Below are 22,772 nucleotides of genomic sequence, written 5' to 3' on the forward strand. Positions count from 1 at the left end.
TAAAAAAGCCTCACGACTTTTCATAGTAGTGAGGCCTGTGTTTAATCTGATGTTTAACCTAAAACATAATAAAGGTGATTGTCTAAAATTATAAATTAATAATGCTTAGGCTATTAAACACTGCTGGATTTTGGCAATCCATATTCTATTTTATCGACCACTTCATCTTGCTGCTCAACAATCAAGCGATAGCCTTTAATAATCCCATCATAAGGCAGTTGACCATCATGCTGCCGATAATGCTCGTGGATACCTTGTTTAATCACGGCCTTACGCGCGGCTTCATCCAATTTAGCAAATCCACTTGGCAAACGTACCTGCTCTAAAAACGAGACGCCCCAACGCGACATCCAATTTGCGCCGCCAGTAAATTTATAATCGACATCGGCTTGTAAGCGATATCGAGGTTGCGGCTGAGGACAATGCGCCAACTCATATTTAATCTGGGCAATATCTTCGGCAAAGCGCTCATAAGGCAATTCTAGTACCAAAAACAGCTTGGCTAAAAACTCATCGGCGGTAAAGCATTTATCCATATAGCTGCCATCGAGACCAAGATGTTTATTAGACAATACATGACGCAAACGATCACAGGCAGGAATCGTGTACTTAATAGAATAACCCATGGCTTTGACAATATCTTGCGCGCACAGCTCGAGGCTGTCTATTTGAGTGATTGCATATTGTGCTAAAGGATGACGCGGATGATAACGGCGAGTATATTTGGATGGATTGGCAGATTGGCTCATGATAGTGAAGACCTTAGATTCCTATAACTCCGACGAAAAAGTATAAAATCAGGCACAAATGAGGATGTCGGAGTACAGGCTCATGCGCTTTACCAGGATTGTTTTATATCGTGCTGGAAGTTGCAAGGTTTGTACGCCACCACCCATTGCAATCATGATAATTTGCAATAGCAATTGGTAACGACAAAACTGTTAAACCCACGATAGATGATTAGATCGTTTAATAATGATAGCACATCAGCTCATAGAAAATAAATACTGATATCAATGCTTCTTTTTTAAAGAAATATCCTAATCTTCACCATGATACGTCGCTTCATCCATCCAAACAATAGGGTCTTCACACAAATGAACCAAGTGATACCAAATATCACTACTGCGAGCGATACGGTGATGACCGCCGTCGAAATAATCAACTTCCCAGCTTTCAGGCAGATTAACCAGGGTTCGTCTAGCGACCGCCACATCCAAGCTTTCATCGTCGACTTCCACCATAACTCGTACCATCTCAGTGTTTGATGTCGGAAAAGACAGTTTCATATCGGCCACTGCCGGAATACGGTCCGCTAAAACGTCACTTGGATAAATACAAGGCGCAATCAAGAGCGCGCGTAAGTTATATTTATGAGCAAAATGATTGGCAAACCAACCACCAAGCGAATGCCCTGCCAGCACCACGCGTGGATACTGTGCCATTTTCTCACGAATTAGATCATCGTAAATTTCAAATATTTCTGCAAAATTTTCGCGGTAATTGACCGTTTGACAATACTTCGGTTCACGTGTGATACAAGTGTATTTACTGGTCTCACAACTCGAATCGAGACCATGAAAAAACAATAAAAACGTCTCGTTATTTTCGATAGGAAACATCATAGCTCTCTCCTTTTATCATTATTCTTTAGATTTATTGTTATTAATCTGGCCAATTATTTAAACCGCTTTTTGATTGGCAATCTGCGCTTGGTATAAACTCAAAATCTCCTCACAAGCCGGCATGGAGATATTTTTTGCAAAACCTTTATTAAACCAAAAATCGTAAACGGCTTGGACAATGGCTTTTACCGTCTCAGTATCTTTTGGCTTTTGCTCTGTTAATTTATGAGCAATATCTTTTGCCTGAATATCCGACTCATTGTAGGGCGCACTCCAGCCCACACAATAGCGATAGAGCACATCATTAATGGCCAATATAAATATAGCCTCAGCCACGCCATACTGTTCGATAAATTGTTCTAACATCGAGCAGCGCTCCTCATAGAGTAAAGGCTCTATCGGCATCTCATCACGCTCAGTCACACAATCGCTACTGACCACATTTGAGGGCTTGCTAAAATCCTGCAAAAGCAATGGGTAAGACCCGCCAATACCGCCCTTCTTGACCACGTTAAAGCGCCAAATGCCATAATGCGTATTAACGCCCTTATAAGGCACATTGATAAACCATTGCATCAGCGCATCGCTATCATAAATGATATGCATACTGCCAATACGCACCCCTTGCTTCGGTAAAACATCCTTGTATAAACGGTCTATATCATCGCTATAAAGCTTTACTTTTTCTACATTTTCAGCACTGACATCACCAAGCTTAGCCCTTGCATCATTTATGTTTCGGCACAGCCTAAACGGCGCGACAAAACTTAAGGTATCATCGGTATTATTGACAAAATACACATCATCTTCATAATTGTTTATCGAAACTGTCTCAAGATAAAACAATGGGCTGTTTCTTACCCGCCCTTTCTCATCATTCGCCAGTGCCGTTATTCCAGACAGTTTTGCGCCATCCGACCACTGCACATTGTTTATCCGCTTTTGCTCAAATTGATAGGTTAACTTTGTCATCGTCATATCCTTATTATTTTGATTTTAGTTTGTTCGTTGCAGTATTTTTCGTATTATTTTCTTATTTTTTGGGGTTTATTAAGCGCAATTTTAAGCCAGCCGAGTCTATTCGCCATTTTGTAAAATGACGTCATTAGCTATAATTTAAGTAAGTTAATCGGTTTTAGAATGTAGGATTCGGTGTTTTTTCTAATTGTTTAGCCGTAGCTGGTCATTATCATGAAGCTGCTTTTTTTATCGTTATTACTCTTAAAAAATTAAAATCAACGAGCGTTCTCTGTTTAGTCTTTCTGATTATCAATCAATATGTTTTTTGGGGTTGGGATTTGTACAGGCGAAGTGGTTTAGAAGTAAACGAAAATAACATTATTCCAAGGACATCATTAAAAATGCTTGCTAAAGACAACTCAGTTAAAAAGTGAAGCGTTGCGCCCCGAGGGTTAACTGTTTGTCATGTTATTTTTGCCTGACTCAATAACTATAATATAAAACCTTATGAAAATAAAGAGGCTAAAAAATCTTTGCGACAACTGCTGTCGCCCAATCACTTATTACTAGATTTATCACTAAATTTATCATTAAGCTTATTATTTATTGAACCAATTTATATAAAAAAACCCCATAAGCTGAATGCAACTTATGGGGTTATCTTTTGCCAAATTGTGAATCAGATATCTAAAATCTAGCAAGCCATATACTGGCGTTTGATGAATGATTTAATAAATGAATTAACGTTCTAAATGCAGATACTGCATATGACACTCGTACTGATGCAGAATATCGACCAGTACTTGCTCTTTGGTATAGCCAACCAAGTCATACTCTTGCGAGCCATCACTTAAAAACACCTCAGCACGGTAATAAAACTCGGCCTGCTTGCTTGAAGTGTTGAGCGTAAAGTTCGGTCGCTCAGCTTTGATGAGATTGACTTCATAAATAAAGTCATCTTCATCACCATGACCGACGCGCAGTTTTACCCCATCTATCTGACCGTCATCTTCATCACCATGACCGACGCGCAGTTTTACCCCATCTATCTGACCGTCATCTTCATCAATACCAGCGTCTATATCTTTACCAATGCTAGCCAAATTTCGGATATCCAATGCCGTCTTAAGGCCACCATCTTTTAGCTCTTTTTCAACTTCAATCATGGCAGGCTTAACGACCGTTTGTAAAAAGCGTTCGACTTGTTTATGGCTTGGGAAACTGACGATACGTTGCAAGCGCGCTTTCCAACCTTTACCACTATCGAGCACGTTTGCCGTGCCAACGGTACTGGCTTTGCGCTTATTACCCTCTTCTTTTAATGACTTCCACATAGCCATCATGTAAAGCACTAAAATAAGTGAGAACGGTAAACCGGCAATGACAGAGACTGATTGTAGCGAGGCAAAACCACCCGCAAACAGTAAGCCTAAAGTAATCAAGCCCGTGGCTGCCGCCCAAAATAGGCGCAACCAAACAGGTGCGTCGGTATCATTGGTCATACCTCTTGAGCTTAGGTTCGCGAGGACTAAAGCGCCTGAGTCAGCAGACGTCACAAAAAATATCAGGCCAATTACCACACCTGCCAATGAAAAAGCATCGCTGTAAGGGAAGTATTCAAACAAGGCAAACATACCCATCGCAGCATCATTAACGGCGATGTCACCAAGCTCAGTTGCGCCATTGGCGACCAAATCTATCGCTGAATTACCAAAGATAGAGAACCATGCAAAGATGAAACCAAGTGGAATAAACATCACGCCAAAGACAAACTCACGCAATGTACGACCACGGCTAATACGCGCGATAAATAATCCTACAAAGGGTGCCCAAGCGACCCACCATGCCCAGAAAAATATCGTCCAACCTGACTTCCAATCAGCACCAGCCGTACCATCATAAGCATAGACATCAAAGGTTTTAAAAACAATAGTCTGAAAGTATTGACCAATATTTTGAGTAAAGGTATTGAGCAAATAAACCGTATTACCCAGTACCAATATGGCCAATAGTAGCAATATCGATGACAGCATATTAAATTCGGATAAACGGCGTACGCCTTTTTCAACGCCGGTCATGGCAGAAATAGCGGCAGCAATAACCACGCCTAAGATAATCAGGCTCTGCACCATTTTGCTAGATTCGATACCGAATACATGAGTCAAGCCTGCGTTGGCCTGCAATACCCCAATACCTAAACTGGTGGCAATACCCATTAAGGTGCAGACGACGCCAAAGGTATCAATACCATCACCAAGCCAGCCTTTGATTAAGCGCTCACCAAAGATAGGGGTCAGCGGTGAACGTAGGGCAAGTGGCATGTTTTTACGATAAGCAAAATACGCCAATGCCATACCAATCAAGGCATAAATGCCCCAACCATGAAGACCCCAGTGTAAAAAGGTCTGCGACAGTGCTTCACGCATCGCTTCTGCACTGGCAGGCTCTAAACCAGTATGCGGTGTCAAATAATGCATCAACGGCTCAGAGGCACCAAAGAAGAGTAAATCAATCCCGATACCCGCGGAGAACAGCATCGCCGCCCATGCTAAAAACGGGAACTGGGCTTTTTCGTGGTCTTGCCCAAGCTTGATATCACCGTATTTAGAAAAACCAACAAACAAAGCAAAAATACTATAAGCGGCAACCACCAGCATATAATACCAGCCAAAACTCTCTGATACCCATGCCATGCTTGAGCTTAATAATGTCTCACTATAATCTGGAAACACAATCGTCCAGATGATCAATAATATAGAAATAATAGCTGAACCTAAAAAAACCGCCTTATTTAGAGTCAGGGGTTTCGTCGCATCTTCTGATGGCGAGCTGTACATAAAAGACCTCAATAGGTAAATTAAACAGGGTCTGATATTGCTTTGTCCGTCATAGTCTTATGACTGCATAGTTTCATGACTAATAGTCACATAAAATACGTATCACCGCATGACGCACAAAGCAGTACCAATAAATAAAATTTGCTAGATATAAACTGTTATTAAAATAGCAAAGCAAATGCTAAACAGAGGCCGCCTTAAAGGCTTTATTTGCTTAACATAAGCGCTGATAAAAAAGACCTTTACTGTGAAAGGCCTTCTTTTTTGAAATGGTCTTATATTATCTGTTGTTCAATAGCTTATGCCGTCGTTTAGACAGCCATTTAAACAACAGAGCTGTAATCACGCATTGGCTCGGCTCTGAGCGGTGCGCCATTGGCGACATAATAGTCAGCCGTTGAACGTGGCAGCTGTACGCCGCGCATCTTATCAACGATTTTTTCGGCGAGCATAATGGTGGTCGCGTTTAGATTACCACTGATGATATTTGGCATAATCGACGCATCGACGACGCGCAAGCCATCGATACCGTGTACCAGCCCTTCGCCATTGACCACCGAATCATTGCCTTCGCCCATTGCACAAGTACATGATGGATGATAAGCCGTCTCGCTATGGTTACGGACATATTCGTCCAACTGCGCATCGGTCACCAAATCATCGGTCGGCGCAATAGCACGTCCACGATAAGGGTCAAGCGCTGGCTGATGCATAATCTCACGGGTGATACGCATGGCAGCGCGGAACTCTTGCCAGTCTTGCTCATGCGACATATAGTTAAATAAGATACTTGGATGCGCGCTTGGATCTTTCGAGGTGAGCTTGACGCGACCACGACTTGGCGAACGCAATGAGCCCACATGCGCTTGGAAGCTATGCGATTTCACCGCGCTGCGACCATCGTAACGCACCGCTAACGGCAAGAAATGATACTGAATATTAGGATGGGTAAACTTCTCATCGGTACGGATAAAGCCGCCACCTTCAAACTGATTTGATTCCCCAAGTCCGGTGCCATTAAACAACCATTCCGCACCAATGGCAGGCTTATTCCACCATTTATTGGCAGGCGCAATCGAGACCGGTAGCTTACATTCATACTGCATATACAGCTCTAAATGGTCTTGTAGGTTATTACCGACGCCCGGTAAATCTAGAATTTCAGTCACGCCCACATCTTTAAGCCATTGACCAGGACCAATCCCTGAACGCTGCAATAACTGCGGCGAGGCAATCGCACCCGATGAAACAATCACTTCATGAGACGCATAGAATTTTTTGGTTTGACCTTGATGGGCGACTTTGACACCGACAGCGCGCTTACCATCAAAGAGAATCACATCAGTCAATGCGCCAGTTAAAATAGTGATATTGTTACGCGGTTTGGCACGGTCAAGATAACCACGCGCCGTTGATGCACGGCGACCATTTGGCGTCACAAAACGATCCATTGGCCCAAAGCCTTCTTGCTGATAACCATTTAGGTCATCCGTGCTCGGGTAGCCAGCTTGCACGCCCGCTTCAATCATGGCTTCAAACAGCGGATTGACCCCTGGCTTTGAAGTAGTCATTTCAACCGGACCACCGACACCATGATAATCATTCTCGCCAGCATCACAGTTTTCTAGCTTTTTAAAATAAGGCAGGCAGTCTGAATAAGTCCAATCTTTTAAGCCTTTTATTTTGGCCCAATCGTCAAAATCAAGCGCATTGCCACGGATATAGCACATCCCATTAATCAATGATGAGCCGCCAAGACCTTTACCGCGACTACAGTCCATGACGCGGTTATTCATATAAGGTTCGGGATCGGTTTTATAACCCCAGTTATAAGTGGTTCCTTGTAACGGCATCGCGAGCGCCGCTGGCATCTGCGTGCGAAAGTCTAAGCGATGGTCCGGACGACCCGCCTCTAACAGCAACACCTTAATGTTGGCATCTTCGGTCAAGCGGGTGGCCAGCACATTTCCTGCTGAGCCTGCGCCGACGATGATGTAGTCATATTCAGGTGTGGTTGATGTCATAAAACGCTCCATAATATTAAAAAAATCCATCATTTCATATCAGTAAGGCGGTGCCAAAAGGACAAATGAGTCTTCATACGCCAACCTTACTGTTTTAAAAATTTTCACCATACAACTGCTTAAAATACCGACTCAAACTTGCCCAGCTCTACTTGGATAGATTTGGTCTGCGTATAATGCTCAAGGGCTTCAATGCCATTTTCGCGGCCAATACCAGAATGCTTATAACCGCCCACTGGCATTTGCGCAGGTGATTCGCCCCACGTATTTAACCAGCAAATACCCGCTTCAATCTGACCGATTACTCGATGCGCTCGGGTCAAATCAGCGGTTACCACTCCTGCTGCCAAGCCATACTCGGTATCATTGGCGCGGCGAATGACTTCTTCTTCCGTCTCGTACGTCAATATCGACATCACGGGACCAAAGATTTCCTCACGTACGATGCTCATATCATCGCTGCAATCCGTAAACACAGTCGGTGCGACAAACGCGCCATTGGCAAGCTCGCCTGTTGTGACACGTTCGCCGCCAGTCAATAGACGCGCGCCGCCCGCTTTACCTTGCTCGATATAGCCAAGCACTCTGTCCATATGTGGGAAGCTGACCAATGGCCCCATGTTGATGCTCTCGTCCAGCGGATTGCCAAGCTTGATACGCTCGACGCGCGTTAAGATAGCTTCTTCAAACTTGGCTTGTAAGGCTTTCGGGATAAAGACGCGCGTGCCATTGGTACAAACCTGACCTGTACTATAGAAGTTCGCCATCATGGCAATATCAGCAGCGGTATCGATGTCTGCATCATCAAATATGATTAATGGCGACTTACCACCAAGCTCTAAGGTCACGTCTTTAAGCGACGATGATGCCGCGCTTGCCATGACTTTTTTACCCGTTGGTACGCCGCCGGTAAACGATACTTTGGCGATATCAGGATGCTGGGTTAGCGCTTCGCCAACTTTATAATCCCCTTGCACAACGTTAAAGACGCCGTCTGGTAAGCCCGCTTCTGTCAAGATTTCTGCCAGTTTTAGTGCCGTTAACGGTGTGACTTCTGAGGGTTTAAAAATCATCGCATTACCAGCGGCCAATGCTGGCGCTGCCTTCCACATCGCGATTTGAATCGGATAGTTCCACGCGCCGATACCTGCGACCACGCCGAGCGGCTCGCGGCGGGTATAAACAAAGCTGCTATCACGCAGTGGAATCTGACGACCTTCAAGCATTGGTGACAGACCGGCATAATACTCAACGACATCGGTACCGGTGACGATATCAACATATTTGGTTTCAGAAAGCGCTTTACCAGTGTCTTTGGTTTCAAGTAACGCCAGTACATCATTACGTTCGCGCAATATCGCAACCGCCTTTAATAAAATGCGACTGCGCTCAACCGCTGTCATCGCCGCCCACACTTTTTGACCTTGTTGCGCCGCTTTTACCGCTTCATTAATCTGCTCATCGGTCGTTTGCTGAATGGTGGCGAGCACCTCACCCGTCGCCGGATTAATATCTTCAAAAGTCGCTAATGATTCATCGACCGCCAAATAACGACCGTTGATATAAGCGGTTTGGATATGCTCTAAATCGATGATGTCTTTTAAGTTGTTTAAGTTGTTTAGGTTGCTTATGTTTGAATCTGTCATAGGTTCTCCTATCGACGACTGGTAAAGGCTTTCTAAGGACGCCAACACCAAATAATGTCGTCATGGGTTAAGTATTTAAAATAAATTTATATCGTTTATTTCTAAAATTTTTTCTTTAAGCATTTCTTTAATAAACGCTTAAAGCGCTGTGTTTAAAGTATTGTGTTTAAATCAAAACAAAGCGGCGTTTTATTCATGTTCAGGTTGGGTCATTTTTAGCAAACGCTCACGTAATGATTTTTTATCGGATATATTAATGCCGGAAAAGTCAGATAGCCAAATACCATCAGCGACCAGACGCACCATGCATAACGTTTCGGTATTGTCAGTTGGTTTATGCTTGTCTAATTGCGCATTTGACCACTCAGCCCACAGCTTGCGCAGCTCGCTGTCCGCCAGCATCAATACGTATAAGGTTGCCTGATTATCAAACTCTTCCTGCCCTTTTTCGCCTAAGCTAATCGTGGCATTGATATAGGCACGGGTAAACGAACCATAACGCACTGGGTCTTTGGCCATCGCCGTATCGACCTCTGTTTCAAACTTTTTCATCGCGTCATGGAATACTTCCAAAATCAACGCATTCTTGGTGGTGAAATGATGCATCACCCCACCTTTGGTCACCCCAACCGCATCGGCGACGGCTTGAAAAGTGACTTTAGACAACCCTTGCTCTAGCGTGATGCGTGCTGCCTGATCAAGCAGTGCACGACGAACGATTTCTGGCTGTTTTTTACGTTTATAAGCATTTTCTGTTTTCATTTTTATCTCGATGTTCATGCACCAAAGAGTTTGAGAATAAGTTTGTCGCCACTATTGCTACTATTGCCGCTATCTATACCACCAATAATTCTGACAATGCTAGTAATGGCAACTACCGCCGTATAACCAGTCTTTACTAAATATCTTACGCCTAGCACTTAAAAAATAATGACTCTGGCAAGCTCATCATAAGCTTTCAGCCATGATGCTAAGACGCAGATATGAGGTTTCTGCCTTAAAGAAGATAGGGATTATTTATTTATCCTAAACTTAGAAAGCAGTTTTATAAGGATAAAGTTATCTATCCCATAAAAGAAACCACACGGTCGGTATTTTATAGAAATAATACAGCAATGTGAAGGGCCAGTATGTATCTGGGTTTTATAGAACATTATTCTAGAGAAAGTTGTTCTAGAAAATTCTATTTTAGAAGAGGCTGATTTAGACCACATTGGCTTAGATAAAGCTGCATGGTATAAATAGTAGAGAAATGAATGTTGAAGTTTTAAGTCAAGTAGACTGATGGAGATTATTAAGTATCAATATGGTGGCACTTGATAACAGCAAGCAAGGAAAATTTAGAACAGTCGCACATAGCTATAACGTAGCGCTTTTATTTTGAACTGACTATGCTATCGACTCAGGTAAATTTTTAACGCCGATGCTTGCCGCATCGATAGCGCCCGCAAGATAACCGGGGAACTGCGCTGACCATTCGCTACCAATACCGCTCAGACTGTTTGCCCAGATGCCAGATAGCGCTTTAGAGATAGGGTCTGTGGCATGCTGACCATCACTATTAGCATCGGCAGCGGTTGCGGTAAAAGGCTCTTGCGCCCAGTCCTTAAGATATTCAGCCTGAGGTGATTCTGCTTGCGCCCCAAATAAACGTACCAGTTGCGCACGGCAATGCTGCTTTAATACGTCTGCAGAGACAGTTTGACGTGCGGCTGCAGGTACGCCTATAAAACCAAATAGTGCCCCATTACCATCTGCCACCGATGCATCATGAATCTCAACCATCGGTCCTTGTCCGCTGCGTGCTGAGCCTGACAATCCTTGTTGTTGCCAAAATGGACTGTCATATACAGCAAGGTACTTAGCGTGCGGTGCCATCCAAGTGGCCGTCCCTCGCCACTGAGTCGTAAGATTGGTCGGTAAAGCAGGCTCGAATATTATGCTTTCTTCTGCCAATCGAGGCGGTAGCGCAAGTAGTACGTGCTGCGCTTGCCACTGCTGTGTCTGACAAACAGCCACTTGCCCAGACTCATCTTCGCTAGTGATTTCAATATAGTGCCCAGTATTATGCAGCTGACGCACTTTTTGATTGGTCAAAATCCGCGTGGCATCTAAACGCTGATAGAGTGCGTCAATCAATGTCGCCATACCACCCTTAAGTCGCATAGACGGCGGCGCACTTTTATAGCCGTGCGTACGCATAGCAGGCTCATTAGGTAAGCGCTCAACCAACATATCGCCCTCTTCGAATTGCGCAAAACTCTCTAACTGCAACTCATCAATCAGACGCGCCAACTGCTGCTGATACTCTGGCCAAAACCATGATGGTCCCAAATCAAAGCCACTGGTGCTATCTGTTATTTGTGCAGTATTTGGGTCAGTTGCCCGCGCTGTCACAATACGACCACCCAAGGTTGGACGCGCTTCTAACAGCACATAATCAACGCCTTTTTTCTCCAATAAATAAGCTGCATACAAGCCACTTAAGCCGCCGCCAATAATCGCTACAGGTATAGTCTGCATATTATACTCCTTCCACGTCAGCACCGATGATATGAGACAGATGACCAGTTTTAAGATAAACCGTAGCGCCGTACTCGCCTGCCTTTATTGGTGGCAGCGCACCTACTGGCAAACGTATCCAACCACCGCGAGTATAAATTTGAGCGTCGTCTATTAGCTCGCCGTCTATCAATTCACCTTCTATCAATTCACCGTCTAGCACTAATATCTCAGCGCCGCCTTTGATAGCTTCAGTAAATAGCACCTCATTAGCATCTAAGCGTTGTAAGCTGACCTGCTCGCTGGCGTCTGAGAATAAATGACAGACATCACGATTGCCTTGTTTTTGCCAATTTGCCGCATCATTGGTATCGATGGCGACATAACGCGCCTCTGCTGCTGGCATTTGCCAAAGTTTGACAAAAATAACCGCGCCCTCTTTACTATACGGCTGATGACCAGAGTTTGGTGAATTGCGTAAGTACCAACCCGCTGGATAATCGATATTATCTGCCGAAAAAGTACCCGACAACACCAAAATCTCCTCGCCGCCCGGGTGCAAATGATGGGGGAAATAAGAGTCAGGGGCATAGCGCACGATACTGGTGGCACGGGCTTTTTCTGCGCCGACGCGGTCGAGCATCACGCGCTCGACGCCATTTTGCGGTGATGACACCCATTGATAGTGTTCGGGCGCTAATGAAGCACGGCAGGTAAAATCTGCATTGATAAGCATAAATATTTTCCAAAGATAAGGTTTGATGCCGTCAATTATCCGCTGATTTACATCGGCTGACAAACGAGATAATATTCATCTCTCTAAAAGAAAATGTTTGCCACTATGAAGAAAGCCGTGCATTTAAACGCCCTACGTGCCTTGGAAGCAAGCGCCCGTCATCAAAGTTTTTCTGCGGCGGCAGACGAGCTAAACGTGACTCCTGCTGCCGTCGGTCAACTGGTACGTAGCTTGGAGGATGCGGTAGGCTTACCGCTTTTTTATCGCAAACCTAGCGGCAAATCGCGCTTAATTCCCACCAAAACAGTCGAGCTGGCATTGCCTCATATTCGGGCAGGCTTAGACAGCTTGGCACAAGGATTGGCACAGTTACAAGAAGGCTCAAATAGCGGCGTACTCACGGTGACCGTCAGCCCTGCTTTTGCCGCTAAATGGCTGTTACCGCGTATCGATCGATTCCAAAGCTTGCAACCAGATATCGATGTACGCCTTGACACCAGTGCTAAATCAATCGACTTTGCCATCCAAGACGTCGATATCGGCGTGCGCTATGGTGCTGGAGTTTGGGCAGGATTAGTTAGCGAAAAGCTGATGGAAGAAGAGATTTATCCGGTTTGCTCGCCGCAATTGTTACAAGGAAAAAACGCGCTTGATTTGACCCAAGAGATGCTCATCCATGACCGTTCCATGGATGGTTTTATCGGTTTTCCTTCCTGGGATGATTGGCTTGCACAAGCACGTTTAACCAATGCTGCGCTTGCCAAGTTAGATACCTCGCGAGGTATGCAAATCAATAACTCAGCAGCGGTGCTCCAAGCGGTCATCAATGGTCATGGGGTTGCGTTGGCGCGTAGTGTGATGGCACGTGATGATGTCGCTGCCGGACGCTTGGTACGATTGTTTCCTGAAATTACCTTTAGCTCGCCATTGGCTTATTACGTCGTTTATCAAGCGGAATCTGCCCATATGGCAACGCTTAAAGCCTTTCGTGATTGGCTGTTTGCAGAAGTGTCGTCCACTCACGAGAGCAACTTTATTTAGGTATAGTCGGCTCAATATAAAAAGATATGGCCGATTCAATTTAAAGGAAAATACTGCCTAAACTGACTTAGCGATTTAGGCAAAGTTCAGTATTTCTAAAAGAATAGAGCGTGTCATTATTCCCTACCCAAATTCCCTACCCAATGATTCTCAGGCATTGACCCGCATGATACAAAGTCAGTCCCAGCTCAGTAAAGCCAGACTTAATGCTTCCAAAAGAGACTTTTGCCTCTTCTAAAGTCTTAAATGGTAAGGGAATGCTGTCTCTATTACCGGTCATTATATAGTCTGCAAAGCACTTACCCATTAGTGTGCCTGTGGTAATGCCGCGACCGTTATAAGCCGTTGCGGTCAGCAAACCCTCAGCGGGCTCCATGACTCGAAAAATATGATCTTGCGTAAAGCCAAAGCTACCCGTCCACTCATACTGCCACTTAAATGCTGGCAAATCGGGATAATAGCTTTTTTGCACCGCATTGGCCCATGATTGATAAAAGGATTTTGGTTTAAGCTGTGTACCACCTACCGTCCCCAATAATAGGCGATCATCGTCATCACGGCGAAAGCTAGACAAGGCCAAGCGTGTATCCCATGCCCCTGTTTTGTATGGCAAAATGCGATCTGCCGCCTCTCCGCTGAGCGGCTCAGATGCAATCTGATAATAATAAACCAGATAAAAGGTCTTTTTGATTTCTGTCCACTCGCCTTCGGTATAAGCGTTGGTCGCAATAATGACGCGCTCAGATTTCACGCGCGCTTTAGAAGTCCTTGCATACCAATAGCCATCCACCTTTTCTAAGGCTTCAACAGCGGAATGCTCATAAATAGTGACGCCAAGATCTTTTGCCACTTTGGCCAGTCCTCTGACATAAGCCAAGGGATTGATGGTACCCGCACGGTGATCGAGTAGTGCCTTATTGATATTTTTAGTACCACAATACTCATGGCATTTACTGCCGGTTAATACCTCAACATTCGCACCGCGGCGGCTAAGTTGCTCGTATCTAATATCGACATCGACTTCACCTTTAGCGTTATGTGCCATATGGATATTACCGGCTTGAGTGGCTTGGGCGTCGATATTATAACGTTTGATTAAGTCAAATACTAAGCTTGGTGCTTGTCCAAGGGCCTCAGTTAAACGCTCACCTGCCGCTTCACCTAGCGCAATATTCAAATCATCAGGGCGCGCCCAAGTACCTGCATTGACGAGCCCTACGCTTTTACCGGAGCCGCCACTGCCTATCGTATGGCTCTCAAGCAAGATAACTTTGACGCCTTTTTCTGCCAAATGAATCGCCGCCGATAACCCTGTATAACCGCCGCCTATGATACAAATAGTCGCTTCAGTATCGCTATTCATCTGGCTGTAGGTATCAATAATAGGTGCGGTCATATTCCACAAACATTGCTCTTGCAACATCTTATATTCCTTCTAAATTACACGTTGTCTACAGTGGAGAGCGTGCTTGTGTCGTTATTAACAGTAGGTTCTTCACGGGGAATAAATTTATCTAAGAATACCCATAGCAAGCCAAATAGCGGTGATAACCAGCAGGCAAAAGCAAATGGCGCATAAGTAAGCGTTGCAATACCTAGCGTTGCCGCGACGAAACTACCACCCATGTTCCAAGGAATCAGGGGAGATAACAGGGTGCCGGTATCCTCAATGGAGCGGGTAAGCGTCGTGCGCTTGTAGCCCATTTCTTGATATTTGTCTTTGAGCAGACGGCCTGGCAACACCAGTGTGGTATAGACGTCACCGATGAGCGTACCGACACCAAGCGTGCTGGCATACGTGGTAATTACCAAACCAAATCTTGATTTCACCATCTTATTGATTTTTGCCATGATGGCTTTAAGCGTACCGTAATGCTCAATTGAACCGACGAAAGCTAAAGCAAAAATGGTCAAGGTCACAACCCATGTCATCGACATGATGCCGCCTTTAGACAGCAGTTGGTCGACGACAGCAAAGCCCGTTTCACTGACGAAGCCATTTTGTAAGACAGTAAAAATGTCGTGCACACCCACGCCTTGCATAAAGAACGCGACTAAGCCTGCAACCACCACACCTGATAATACCGTTGGAATAGCAGGCATTTTCATCACCGCTGCAATGACAACGACCACAGCAGGTAATAAAGTAATGATGCTCAAGTTATAGTTGGCCGCTAGTGAGGCTTGAATGTCTCTGATTGAAGATAAATCGACATTTTCTGCGCCATAGCCCATCCCAATCCATGCATAGATAATCAATGCAGTCACCATGGCAGGTACAGTCGTTGGCAACATACCGCGGATGTGCTCCCAAAGGTCAATACCGGCAGCGGCTGGAGTTAAGTTGGTGGTGTCAGATAAAGGGGACATTTTGTCGCCGAAAAAAGCACCGGAAACAATGGCGCCGCCTGTTAGTGACGGCGGGATGCCCAAGCCTAGCCCAATACCCATCATGGCAAGACCGACCGTACCAACCGTGCCCCAAGAGGTACCGGTTGCAACAGAAATAATGGCGCAAATTAGACAGACAGAGACTAAGAATGATGAGGGAGAAAAAACGCTAAAACCGTAGTATAAAATCGTGGGAACCGTACCAGCGATAATCCAAGCACCGATGAGCATACCAACGCCCATCAAGATAATCATGGCCGGTAGACCAATTTTGACAACCTTTAAAAAGCGTTGTTCCATGCCATCCCAGTCACGGCCACGCAGCTTCATAAACAAGCCAGTGATTAAAATACCGCAAGCTAAGGGAATGTGAGGGGTAAAATCTTTGAATACGAAAAACTGAACCATTAGAATAATGGCAGTCAACACCAGAGGTGCAATATCTAATAAAAAACTAGAAGACGGACCGTAGCCATCCTTAGCTTCGTCATAAGGTTTATCATCCATCATAAGATACCTACCTTCCTTAGTAGTGGATACTGCTGTCATAGATATAACAGTAGTGGAAACAACCAATCCATGGCTGCTGATAATGCTGAAAAAAGTGCGAAAAAGGTTACGGCAAAGGGAGTAAAAAGCCTGTCTTTGAAATCATGAATCGTTATTCATCACTTCCGCAGGCTTTCATACTAAAACAATAAATACTTAATAATTGGCGACCAAAATAGCTAATAACTGGCTTGCTAAATAGGCGCTGAGCCTACTTAACAAGCATCACGTCACGTCACGTCACGTCACATTGTTATTAGCCAAAGTTGATGCCTTGTGCCAGTGGCAGCTCAGTTGAGTAGTTGACCGTATTGGTCTGACGACGCATATAAGCTTTCCATGCGTCTGAACCTGATTCACGACCACCGCCGGTTTCTTTTTCGCCGCCGAATGCACCACCAATCTCAGCGCCACTGGTGCCGATGTTGACGTTAGCGATACCGCAATCACTACCGCGGTCGCTGAGGAAAGTTTCAGCTTCACGTAAGTCATTGGTAAAGATACAAGATGACAGCCCTTGTGGCACATCGTTTTGCATCGCTAGCGCATCGTCAAATTCTTTATAAGGCATGACGTATAAAATAGGCGCAAACGTCTCACTACGTGCCACGTCATTTTGCTCATCAAGCTCAACAATCGCAGGGGTCACATAATAAGCATCGGGGAATTTATCCATTAGTACACGTTCGCCGCCCGTGACTTTACCGCCAGTATTGCGAGCCTTTTCTAACGCCGCTTGCATGTTATTAAAGCTGTCTTCATCAATCAGTGGACCGACCAAATTGCCTTCAAGCGGATGGCCTATGCTCACCGTCTCGTATGCAGACTTAACGCGCGGTAAGATATCGTCTTTGACCGACTCATGAACGAACAGACGGCGTAAGGTGGTGCAGCGCTGACCTGCCGTTCCTACTGCTGAGAATAGAATGCCACGTAGTGCCAAATCTAAATCAGCAGTGGGTGCCAAAATCATGGCGTTATTACCGCCAAGCTCTAGCAAGCATTTACCAAAACGCTCAGCGACTTTTGGCCCCACTTCTCGGCCCATACGCGTACTGCCGGTGGCACTGACTAAAGCGATGTCTTTGTTTTCAACCAGCGCATTACCGATATCGGTTTTACCCAATATGATTTGCGATAAATGTGCTGGTGCTTCACCAAATTTTGCCAAGGCCTTTTCAAATAACGCTTGGCAAGCTAAGGCGACAAGTGGGGTTTTTTCTGAAGGTTTCCAGATGACAGGGTTGCCACAAACGATGGCCAATGCCGTGTTCCAAGACCAAACGGCAACGGGGAAGTTAAAGGCAGAGATGACGCCGATGACACCAAGTGGATGCCATGTCTCACGCATGTGGTGACCTGGGCGTTCTGAGGCGATGGTTAGACCATAAAGCTGACGCGATACGCCCACGGCAAAGTCACAAATATCAATCATTTCTTGTACTTCGCCAAGGCCTTCTTCTTTGATTTTTCCGGCCTCTAACGATACTAAGATACCTAAATCTTCTTTGTGCTCACGCAGGACTTCACCCAACAGACGAATCAGCTCACCACGTTTAGGGGCAGGAACGACACGCCATTCTTGAAAGGCTTGTTTGGCATTTTGGATTTTAGTATCGACGTCGGCGACTGTATCTAACGTGACTTTACCGATGACTGAGCCATCAATTGGGGTGGTGACTTCAAAGTCGCCATTTTGATAGTGTGCTTCTTCTACGCCCATTGCAGACATATATTGCTTAATCATAATCAATCCCTTGCATATTGGTATAATGGTTTACTACGTCCTTGACTGACTTATAAAATTACCCTGCTACCTACTAAGTTGCAAAATAATAAATTTCTTGCAGTCATTCCTTTTTGGAATGACGTGCTAATAAGTCGGCTATAAGCTAGACATTTCCAGCCTAAATTTTACTAAATACTGACGGTGGACAGGCACTGCTCAAGGCTTTGCGCCTGCATCGCTTCATACAATGCCATCTCATCGTAAATGACTGCCCCCAAATCACGTTCAAACTCTTGTTGGCTTGAGTAACCGTCATATTGGCTTGGCTGCGCCTCTTGCAGATTTGATTGGAAGATACCGGCGGCACTGACAGGCAAAAAGTCCTCATAAACGATGGGTTCAATGCGAAGCACCTCATCATTAATCAGAGCGCTCAGCTTAGCATTAGGCAGTTTATTCAAATCATCAGTGCTTAAGCTTCCGGCCAACAACGCTTGACCGTCTTCAGAATCAAGAGTGCTGTCCGTCAACTGGTAATAAAAATACGCCAGCCCCTCATCGTGTAGAGTTTGATAATTATCAGGAAAAGCGGTAAATACCTTGGTTAAAATTTGATTATACTGAGCCGCATTGTCCTCATTTGGGGTAGCACCAAGCTGGCGGCGAGCTTCGGCCAATAATTCATCATAAAGCGCGCGGCCCTTTTGCGTTAATGCCACACCGCGTTGCTCAATCTCTCCAAAGCGCGCGGTATGATGCCCTTGCTCGTACTCTTCATGGCTAGCGTCTGAGTGATTAGCAACTTTAAAGCCAACCGCTTCTTGTAGCGCCTTAAAACTGGTTTGCCTTAATAAGATAGGACACGCTCTACGCGGTGGCCCTTCGATAATGGCTTTTGAGGGTATGCCTCTTGCTTGCATGCCTTGTTGTACGGCATCAATATCCAAGGTTCGAGGCGTTAAATGATTGATATGTGGACCCTTAAAGCCAACCACATCAGCGACCAGCGGATGCTGATTTAATAGACGCTGATAGAGCGCTTTTGCCACCGGCGTTTTATCATGCCAACGAAATGTCTCTAGCGCTTCTTGGACAAATTGCTCTGCTTGCTCAGTAGTCAAGCCACCTTGCACCTCAAAAAGCTCAATAAGCTCAATGACGCCAGTAGTGAATATCTGACGCTGCGCCAGTGTGGCCGTGGCTTCTTGTCTTAAGGTTTCATCGGCAATCAGATCTAAACGCAATAACGAGGTAAAAACGCGAAAGGGGCTTTTATGCAAAGAATGCGAGTCAAGTGCGCGAAAAGCTGTTGAATGCACGGGCACGCCAGCAGGCGCTAAATCGTAGTAGCCGACAGGGTGCATACCCATTACGGCAAAGAGACGGCGCATCATGCTCAGCTCTACTGCGGTACCCAGTCGAATCGCCCCGTGGCGCTCCATACTTAGACGTTCAATCTCACCCGTATGTAGCAGTTGTGATTTAATATCGGGATGTGAGGTTAATACTTCGGTATTGACATCACTGACCAAATCAACCAAGTCGCCGTATAGCGGCACCTCGTTCTGATACATAGCTGACATGGCCATAGAAAAATGATGGCGGATATCATCGCTGCAGATAAAATCCTTATCTGGACTGACACTACTATTTTTCACAAATAAACATCCTTGTAATAGAGTTAATAAATTTTTAGCTTAATAATAAGTATTTGATTTCGAGCATTTGGTTATGACGATGCACTATCAATCCTAAGCACGCCTAAACATTCCTAAACATTCCTAAGCACTCCTAAGCACTCCTAAGCACTCCTAAGCACTCCTAAACATTAAGCGCCAGGCAATCCATCAGGAAGCGCGATGAGCACCTCTTTTAGAATATCCAACCCTTCTTTTAGGGTGTCAGGCTCTATGGTGAGTGGCGGTAATAAGCGAATGATATGGCGATGTTGCCCACTTGGCATCAGCAATAGACCACGCTCGCGGGCTTTGGTTAATACTTGCGCCATCACACTTGGATGGACATCATGCTCAGGATGGCGCAGCTCGATACCGCGCATCGCACCGATACCGGTAAGACCAAATAACCAAGGCGAGATACCTTCTTGTTGCCATTGGCTGATGGTCGTCTCAATCGTCTGGGCATAATGCTTGGCTGACTGCCAAACGTCATCGGCTTGCATGATATCGAGCGTAGCATTGGCAGCAGCGCAGGCGACTGGATTGCCGGAATAGGTACCACCCAAGCTGCCTTTGGGTAGACCGTTGACCACACTAGCCTTTCCTATGACTGCGCCTAATGGCAAGCCGCCTGCGATACTTTTGCCAAGTAAAATAAGGTCAGGCTCAATCCCTAAATGGGTAAAAGCAAACGGCGTACCCGTACGACCATAGCCGGATTGAATTTCGTCCATGATGAGTAACATGCCGTGCTCATCACAAAACTTACGTAGATATTGCGCAAAGGTGGGCGATAACAACTGAAAGCCGCCTTCCCCTTGTACAGGTTCGACGATGATGGCACCGATATTGTCGATATCGGTTTCTACCATAAATAAACGCTGGAGCGCATCAATCGCTTGCTCGTCGCTGATATTGTTATCGGGACTGGGGAAAGGAATGTGATAAACGCCGCTGGCTAATGCACCAAGCCCGCGCTTATAAGGCGCGACCTTACCATTGAGATTGACGGCAGCCAGTGTGCGCCCATGAAAGCCACCATCAAATGCAATAACGCCTGTGCGACCCGTTTTCATGCGTGCTATCTTTATAGCGTTTTCGGTTGCTTCTGCGCCGCAGTTGGTGAGCATTCCCGCCAGCTCGCCGCTAATAGGCACAAGCTCACATAATCGCGGCATAAAGCTTTCATACGGCTGATGCGCTGCCGCATTGTAGGCATAGTGAATCAACGACTGGGCTTGCTGGATGATGGCGTCAACGATGTGAGGGTGGCAATGACCAAAGTTTAAAACACCAATACCACCGACAAAATCTATATAGCTGCGGTCATTGTTGTCCCAAACTCTGGCATTTTTTCCTTTGACGAGCGTGAGCGGATGCACCATCGTAAAGGCATCGGTCACGTTATAAAGCTTGTCCATGATGAATCTCTATCTCTTCCTTGAGTTAGACTCATTTCAACAAAACATCATTCCGGCAGCAAACGAATAATAGTTGTGGTGGCATTCCTTTTTGTCATTACCAGTAAATTAGCTCCCTAAACGAATCCTTTAAAAACAAAAAAACTGCGTATCAAGGCAGTTTTTTTGTTTAGCTTGTTAAATTCTCACAGCAAACAACTTTGTAGGATAAAAATAACAAGACCAGTGCTATAAAGAAATACTTTAAGTTATAAAGAAACATAAGAAAGCGACATTATAAAACCAACCCTAACGCCTTTTCACGCTCATCTGAGATTGCTAAATAAGCCGTAATCCATTCTAAAACCGCTTTGACCTTATGCGATTGCCCTGAAGAGACAGGATAAGTCACATAATAGCTGCCGCGACCCTTTGCCGCATAATCCCACGCCATCACTAAAGCGCCTGATTGTAGCTCAGGCTCAACCAAGCGTAACGGCACCAAGGCTATACCATAGCCCAGTAAGGCGGCAGAAATGCAAGCATGGAAAGTCTCAAAACGTGGACCCACAAAGGTGCCATCGACGCTGATATCTTGTTGCTTAAAATACTCATACCACGCACTTAAGCGCGAGCTTATTTGTAATAACACATAGTCATTTAAACACTCGGCACTTAGTGTTTTATCTCGCAAATACTGCGGCTGACAGACTGCAACGCAGTATTCATCGAACAGTTTTATAGACTCCATATTGCTCCACATGCCATCACCATATAAAAAAGCAATATCGACATTTTGGTCTTCAGAAAAAAACGGCCCCGCCAGCTCTTTAATATCCAAGTTAATAAGGGGATATTCTTGACTAAAGCCACTGAGTGCTGGAATCAACCAACGGGCACAAAATGTCGGATGCGAGACGATTTTTAGCAGCTCGGTATTACTGCTATGCGACATCAAATTGGTGGTCGCCACCTCGATATGTTTTAAAATCTCTAACACTTCAAGATAATATGACTTGCCAGCAGGAGTCAGTGAAATCCGGTGCGGCGTCCGATAAAACAAAGACAGGTTTAGCATCTCCTCTAACTGCGCCACTTGCTTACTGATGGCGCTTTGGGTCATGTGCATCTCTTGCGCGGCATTGGTAAAACTCAAATGACGAGCAGCGGTCTCAAAACATTGCAGCGCCGTCGTCGATGGATATCGTCTAAAGGCTAATGGTTTATTGGTGTCGGTTTTCATAGATTGCTTTTCTTTTATTCCATCTTAGTAAAATATCAATGATTATTTAAAATCACGTTATCAGGCATTCCTATGCCTATGCCTATGCCTATGGCCTCATCATACCTATATTCAAGCGTAAATAGCGATACCTCACTATAAACACTATGTAACTGACACTGATGCCATCATCGGATTTACTTAACCATTCAACCAATTATTCGGTCGCCAATTTTAAAGACTCTCCTACAAAAAACACGGTCGATTGCTGATAAAATAGTAGGGTCTGATGATAGGCTCTGACATACCGCAACTGATTTGCTATCTTGCCCTCCTCTTTTTCATCATTACGACCTATGCCGCTGTTATTCTTAAACTCATGAATTATTTTTCAGCTAATTTGCACTATTAGCGCCTTCTTTATTTGTATT

16 protein-coding genes are annotated in these 22,772 nt (G+C 45.1%); 1 reads left to right on the forward strand and 15 read right to left on the reverse strand.

Features of this window, described 5'->3' with window-relative positions:
• Window positions 1-113: 113 nt before the first annotated feature.
• The 9 genes from PG901_RS06110 to PG901_RS06150 form a co-directional block, all read right to left on the reverse strand.
• Window positions 114-749 (reverse strand): hypothetical protein, encoded by a 636-nt coding sequence (locus PG901_RS06110; RefSeq protein ID WP_271133887.1) that lies wholly within the window; start codon window positions 747-749, stop codon window positions 114-116.
• Window positions 750-1,040: 291 nt separating this feature from the next.
• Window positions 1,041-1,625, reverse strand: a complete 585-nt coding sequence (locus tag PG901_RS06115) for an alpha/beta hydrolase (protein WP_201565318.1) — start codon at window positions 1,623-1,625, stop codon at window positions 1,041-1,043.
• Between the two features lie 57 nt (window positions 1,626-1,682).
• Window positions 1,683-2,597, reverse strand: coding sequence for a hypothetical protein (locus PG901_RS06120; RefSeq protein WP_271133888.1), 915 nt, complete (start codon window positions 2,595-2,597; stop codon window positions 1,683-1,685).
• A gap of 728 nt (window positions 2,598-3,325) precedes the next feature.
• Complete coding sequence (locus PG901_RS06125; RefSeq protein WP_271133889.1) at window positions 3,326-5,422, reverse strand: BCCT family transporter; 2,097 nt, start codon at window positions 5,420-5,422, stop codon at window positions 3,326-3,328.
• Window positions 5,423-5,745: 323 nt separating this feature from the next.
• On the reverse strand, window positions 5,746-7,446 hold the full coding sequence (betA, locus tag PG901_RS06130) for a choline dehydrogenase (RefSeq protein ID WP_271133890.1): 1,701 nt from the start codon (window positions 7,444-7,446) through the stop codon (window positions 5,746-5,748).
• Window positions 7,447-7,565: 119 nt separating this feature from the next.
• Entirely contained in the window at window positions 7,566-9,092 is a 1,527-nt protein-coding gene (gene betB, locus PG901_RS06135; protein WP_271133891.1) for a betaine-aldehyde dehydrogenase, read from the reverse strand.
• 189 nt (window positions 9,093-9,281) lie between these two features.
• Window positions 9,282-9,854 carry a TetR/AcrR family transcriptional regulator gene (locus PG901_RS06140; RefSeq protein ID WP_201565322.1) on the reverse strand — a complete coding sequence of 191 codons (573 nt, stop codon included), beginning with the start codon at window positions 9,852-9,854 and terminating at the stop codon, window positions 9,282-9,284.
• A 627-nt stretch (window positions 9,855-10,481) separates the two neighbouring features.
• Entirely contained in the window at window positions 10,482-11,615 is a 1,134-nt protein-coding gene (locus tag PG901_RS06145) for a flavin monoamine oxidase family protein (protein WP_271133892.1), read from the reverse strand.
• 1 nt (window position 11,616) lies between these two features.
• Window positions 11,617-12,330 carry a cupin domain-containing protein gene (locus PG901_RS06150; RefSeq protein WP_271133893.1) on the reverse strand — a complete coding sequence of 238 codons (714 nt, stop codon included), beginning with the start codon at window positions 12,328-12,330 and terminating at the stop codon, window positions 11,617-11,619.
• Between the two features lie 105 nt (window positions 12,331-12,435).
• Between PG901_RS06150 and PG901_RS06155 the strand changes: the two genes are divergently transcribed.
• Window positions 12,436-13,371 carry a LysR substrate-binding domain-containing protein gene (locus PG901_RS06155; protein ID WP_271133894.1) on the forward strand — a complete coding sequence of 312 codons (936 nt, stop codon included), beginning with the start codon at window positions 12,436-12,438 and terminating at the stop codon, window positions 13,369-13,371.
• A 136-nt stretch (window positions 13,372-13,507) separates the two neighbouring features.
• On the opposite strand, the gene amaA is transcribed toward PG901_RS06155, so the two are convergent.
• The 6 genes from amaA to PG901_RS06185 all read right to left on the reverse strand — a co-directional run bounded on the left by amaA (window position 13,508) and on the right by PG901_RS06185 (window position 22,362).
• A complete protein-coding gene (amaA, locus tag PG901_RS06160; protein WP_201543901.1) occupies window positions 13,508-14,794 on the reverse strand; it encodes an L-pipecolate oxidase in 1,287 nt (428 codons plus the stop codon).
• 17 nt (window positions 14,795-14,811) lie between these two features.
• Window positions 14,812-16,272 carry a Na+/H+ antiporter NhaC gene (gene nhaC, locus PG901_RS06165; RefSeq protein ID WP_201565326.1) on the reverse strand — a complete coding sequence of 487 codons (1,461 nt, stop codon included), beginning with the start codon at window positions 16,270-16,272 and terminating at the stop codon, window positions 14,812-14,814.
• Between the two features lie 295 nt (window positions 16,273-16,567).
• Window positions 16,568-18,058: an L-piperidine-6-carboxylate dehydrogenase gene (gene amaB / locus PG901_RS06170; protein ID WP_201565327.1), complete on the reverse strand. Its 1,491-nt coding sequence runs from the start codon at window positions 18,056-18,058 to the stop codon at window positions 16,568-16,570.
• A 170-nt stretch (window positions 18,059-18,228) separates the two neighbouring features.
• Window positions 18,229-19,629, reverse strand: coding sequence for a 2-oxoadipate dioxygenase/decarboxylase HglS (hglS, locus tag PG901_RS06175; protein ID WP_442966858.1), 1,401 nt, complete (start codon window positions 19,627-19,629; stop codon window positions 18,229-18,231).
• Window positions 19,630-19,868: 239 nt separating this feature from the next.
• The gene (locus PG901_RS06180; protein WP_271133896.1) at window positions 19,869-21,140 is read right to left on the reverse strand and encodes a 2-aminoadipate transaminase; all 1,272 of its coding nucleotides are present in this window, start codon (window positions 21,138-21,140) and stop codon (window positions 19,869-19,871) included.
• Between the two features lie 274 nt (window positions 21,141-21,414).
• Window positions 21,415-22,362, reverse strand: coding sequence for a LysR substrate-binding domain-containing protein (locus PG901_RS06185; protein WP_271133897.1), 948 nt, complete (start codon window positions 22,360-22,362; stop codon window positions 21,415-21,417).
• Window positions 22,363-22,772: the final 410 nt, after the last annotated feature.

It is taken from the genome of Psychrobacter sp. ANT_H3 (assembly GCF_027919975.1).
GTDB classification, from domain to species: Bacteria; Pseudomonadota; Gammaproteobacteria; order Pseudomonadales; family Moraxellaceae; genus Psychrobacter; species Psychrobacter maritimus.

Bases quoted from the DNA above. Each gene is read 5' to 3' on its own strand.
- PG901_RS06155 (WP_271133894.1), top strand. From the start codon at position 12,436: ATGAAGAAAGCCGTGCATTTAAACGCCCTACGTGCCTTGGAAGCAAGC.
- PG901_RS06125 (WP_271133889.1), bottom strand. From the start codon at position 5,422: ATGTACAGCTCGCCATCAGAAGATGCGACGAAACCCCTGACTCTAAAT.
- PG901_RS06180 (WP_271133896.1), bottom strand. From the start codon at position 21,140: ATGGACAAGCTTTATAACGTGACCGATGCCTTTACGATGGTGCATCCG.
- PG901_RS06110 (WP_271133887.1), bottom strand. From the start codon at position 749: ATGAGCCAATCTGCCAATCCATCCAAATATACTCGCCGTTATCATCCG.
- amaA (WP_201543901.1), bottom strand. From the start codon at position 14,794: ATGTTGCAAGAGCAATGTTTGTGGAATATGACCGCACCTATTATTGAT.
- PG901_RS06120 (WP_271133888.1), bottom strand. From the start codon at position 2,597: ATGACAAAGTTAACCTATCAATTTGAGCAAAAGCGGATAAACAATGTG.
- betA (WP_271133890.1), bottom strand. From the start codon at position 7,446: ATGACATCAACCACACCTGAATATGACTACATCATCGTCGGCGCAGGC.
- PG901_RS06150 (WP_271133893.1), bottom strand. From the start codon at position 12,330: ATGCTTATCAATGCAGATTTTACCTGCCGTGCTTCATTAGCGCCCGAA.
- hglS (WP_442966858.1), bottom strand. From the start codon at position 19,629: ATGGCCATGTCAGCTATGTATCAGAACGAGGTGCCGCTATACGGCGAC.
- PG901_RS06185 (WP_271133897.1), bottom strand. From the start codon at position 22,362: ATGAAAACCGACACCAATAAACCATTAGCCTTTAGACGATATCCATCG.
- PG901_RS06140 (WP_201565322.1), bottom strand. From the start codon at position 9,854: ATGAAAACAGAAAATGCTTATAAACGTAAAAAACAGCCAGAAATCGTT.
- nhaC (WP_201565326.1), bottom strand. From the start codon at position 16,272: ATGATGGATGATAAACCTTATGACGAAGCTAAGGATGGCTACGGTCCG.
- PG901_RS06145 (WP_271133892.1), bottom strand. From the start codon at position 11,615: ATGCAGACTATACCTGTAGCGATTATTGGCGGCGGCTTAAGTGGCTTG.
- PG901_RS06115 (WP_201565318.1), bottom strand. From the start codon at position 1,625: ATGATGTTTCCTATCGAAAATAACGAGACGTTTTTATTGTTTTTTCAT.
- betB (WP_271133891.1), bottom strand. From the start codon at position 9,092: ATGACAGATTCAAACATAAGCAACCTAAACAACTTAAACAACTTAAAA.
- amaB (WP_201565327.1), bottom strand. From the start codon at position 18,058: ATGATTAAGCAATATATGTCTGCAATGGGCGTAGAAGAAGCACACTAT.